The 2760-nt window shown below is 47.0% G+C and carries 3 protein-coding genes; 1 reads left to right on the top strand and 2 read right to left on the bottom strand.

The features are described 5' to 3' along the window. On the bottom strand, nucleotides 1-653 hold a 653-nt coding region (locus L0156_17945), incomplete at its 3' end, for a hypothetical protein (protein ID MCI0604872.1). A gap of 486 nt (nucleotides 654-1139) precedes the next feature. Beyond that, entirely contained in the window at nucleotides 1140-2405 is a 1266-nt protein-coding gene (locus L0156_17940; GenBank protein MCI0604871.1) for a VWA domain-containing protein, read from the bottom strand. Between the two features lie 69 nt (nucleotides 2406-2474). Here L0156_17940 and L0156_17935 point away from each other — a divergent pair. Beyond that, on the top strand, nucleotides 2475-2760 hold a 286-nt coding region (locus L0156_17935; protein ID MCI0604870.1), incomplete at its 3' end, for a hypothetical protein.

Here is a 2760-nt window from a genome sequence, read left to right as displayed (position 1 = left end):
GGAGCATTCTGCTTCCACGTTGTCTGTAGAATCTGACGGTAGGTCCAATCAGAAGTCGGATGTTCGGTTACATTCCAGTCAAGAATTTGCCTTGTATGAATGGAAAAGATAACGAACACGTAAAGGTGCTTAAATCCAACGGTGACTACATCAAAAAAGTCTACGCTCCAAATCTCAGGCGCGTGGTTGGCAAGAAAAGTTCGCCAGCGTTGCGATCGCTTCGGATCGGGACAATTCCGAAGCCTTCGGATGATTCTAAGAATCGTACTTTTGGCAACTCGAATTCCAAGCTTGAGCAATTCCTCCCGAATACGCTGCGCGCCCCAGAGCTTGTTGTCCGATGCGATTTGCAGAATCAATTGCCGAACATCCTGAGTCACTCGGATTGTTCGTTTTCTTCTGATTCTGGAAAATGTTTTCCATACGATTTTGTAAAGATTACGTTGCCAGCGGATCACGGTATCAGGCTCTACAAGATGCAAAGGCTGTTGCCAGTTGCTAATAAGTTTGCTGTACACGATCCAAAAGAGTCGATCCCAGTTTCTGATCTTCGGTTTTCGCACTGTTCTCTTGAATACGATGATTTGCTGAAGCAACGAAAGGATAAAAACCTGTTGTTTGAAGATGATCGAAAGTAGGAATCGTCTTGACACGGATAATTGCTCCTTGTGCTCTTATGAAATGCAGAAGTTTACTAGAAATGGTAGACGTGTTAAAGGCCAGTACGCTGTTTCGGCCTTCGGCCGCCTCAAAGCGCCCAAAAAAATAAATGCGTTCCATGAAAATTCATGGAGGCTTTGAATGCTTTGGAATGATGAAATATCCTTAATTCAAGTTTGGGCATTACGGGGGGTAACTGTCGGTTGCCCCTTTTTTTCTTCTCTTCAGACTGCTTCAAAACATGCAATGGTCAGGCCTTCTAATTCGCGAATCACTGGCGGGCAGGACGCCCGCAGTCCAAAACCACAGACAAGTACTCTGGTACTCATTCTATCTCCGTGTTCTTCGTGACTCCAGTGGTAATGAGGAGGTAAGATCTTAAACGGTTTTTTGCCTGATATTCGATACGTTGATGCAGTGCAAACCGCCAAGGCGCCAAGACGCCAAACTCAATTTTGAATTTTTTATTTTTAGTTTTCTTAGTCGACGTAGCCGTTGCGGTACCGCGTTTGAACGCCTGGCTTTTTCATAACAACTTTGATTTTGTGGTACTGGCCCTTTGCTTTGTGTTCCGGAGGTGAGTAACAGAGTTGATATTGATGCCCGAGATCCTGAAGGATTCCATCAAAGCCAACTTTAAAGTTTTGCGAGTTTTGGAAAGAGATTCCGCCCGTTTCTTCAGCCATGAAACGGAGAGAGTCCAGAAAAGCCGGCAGAAGCTGGGCTTCATTGGAAGCCATATCTCCTTTGGCGGAGATGTTTTCTGAGACAAGGCCCAGACCACGCGTATTGACACCGTAGAGAGTGATGTTCAGACGATTCAATTTACCGATGGAATTCTGCACGAGCTTTTCCATATTGAATTGCGAGCTGCGCTTTTTATCGCCGGCCCGGACCGAAAGTACGAACGAATCGCGGTTCAAACCGCGATTTTCCGCAACGCGTTCAATCAAATCGTAGTAACGTCTTCCCGGATCGCTGTTGAATCCGCCGGAGACATAAAGCAGGACGATGTGGTCATTTTTGGCGGCTTTTGCAAGATAAGCTGAAAAACTCTCGAGAGCTTTCACAGAGAATTCGGTGCGGTAACGTTCCTCTTCGGCGAACTGATGAGCGTGACCATAAACAGTCTTCAGGATCCGCGTGTTGAGATCGCGTCGCGGACTTATCTGTGTGAGATCATCGAGCGAATCCGCGGGATTGTCGCCCTCCGAACGCAACTCTTCCAGCAAATCGACAATGCGCGCTTCATTGTTCCTGATTTCCGCATCGCGGCCCGCATTTGCAGTTGCTTTTTCGATCACAGGACCAAGTCGCGCTGCATCATTCGTAAAAGGCGCAATGACTCCCAGTCTCCCTTGCGGGATCATGGCGGCGATCATTACGTCATAGTTGTGTTTCGAGATTTGCTGCAAGAACTCGATGATTTTCGGTTGGATCAAGGACCATTCCGGGGTGGTTACGTTGTAAAGATCGAGATATAAAACAAATCGCTTCTTTGTGGCCGGTTGTTCCGCAGAAACCACATCAACATTTTGACTGATTTCGTCGAAACAACTGACAACCATCCTTTGATTGTCTTCATAAACCTCGAAGTCTTCTTGAGTCAGTTTTTCAACAGGAGCTCCTGATTTATCGACTGCTCGCACCCATACATTTACGGTTGTAACCGTGACTTCATAATCTTGAGACGCAAAAACCGTTGTCGTCAGCAGCAGAAGAGTGCCGCTAAAGAGTACCCTCATGAAGTAGATTGTATCTCAGGAACATTGCCGGGGCTTCGGTGTCTGAATATAACTGGAAAGGAGGGCAATATGTGGGATCGAACACTAATAGAGTCGAAGGGATTCGGTAGAGCATCCAAAAGATGGTGGACAGTTCCCATCGCCGCGGGATTGCATGTTGCATTGATCGTTGTTGCCATTCTAGCGTCCTACTGGCACGTAGAGGCAATCGAAGCGCCTTTGGATAAGCTTATTTATCACAATCCAATCCCTCTTGTTATCGGTCCTCCGCCGATTCGGGGCGGTGGCCCAACAAAGCCAGAAAAGCCAGTTCGAGTCGAGAAAACTCCAGAGCTGACGCAGCCTATTGTGATTC

This window comes from bacterium (genome assembly GCA_022616075.1).
In the GTDB taxonomy this organism is placed as follows: domain Bacteria; phylum Acidobacteriota; class HRBIN11; order JAKEFK01; family JAKEFK01; genus JAKEFK01.
Note: the sequence above shows the minus strand (reverse complement) of the source record. Positions and strands in the feature narration are given on the sequence as shown.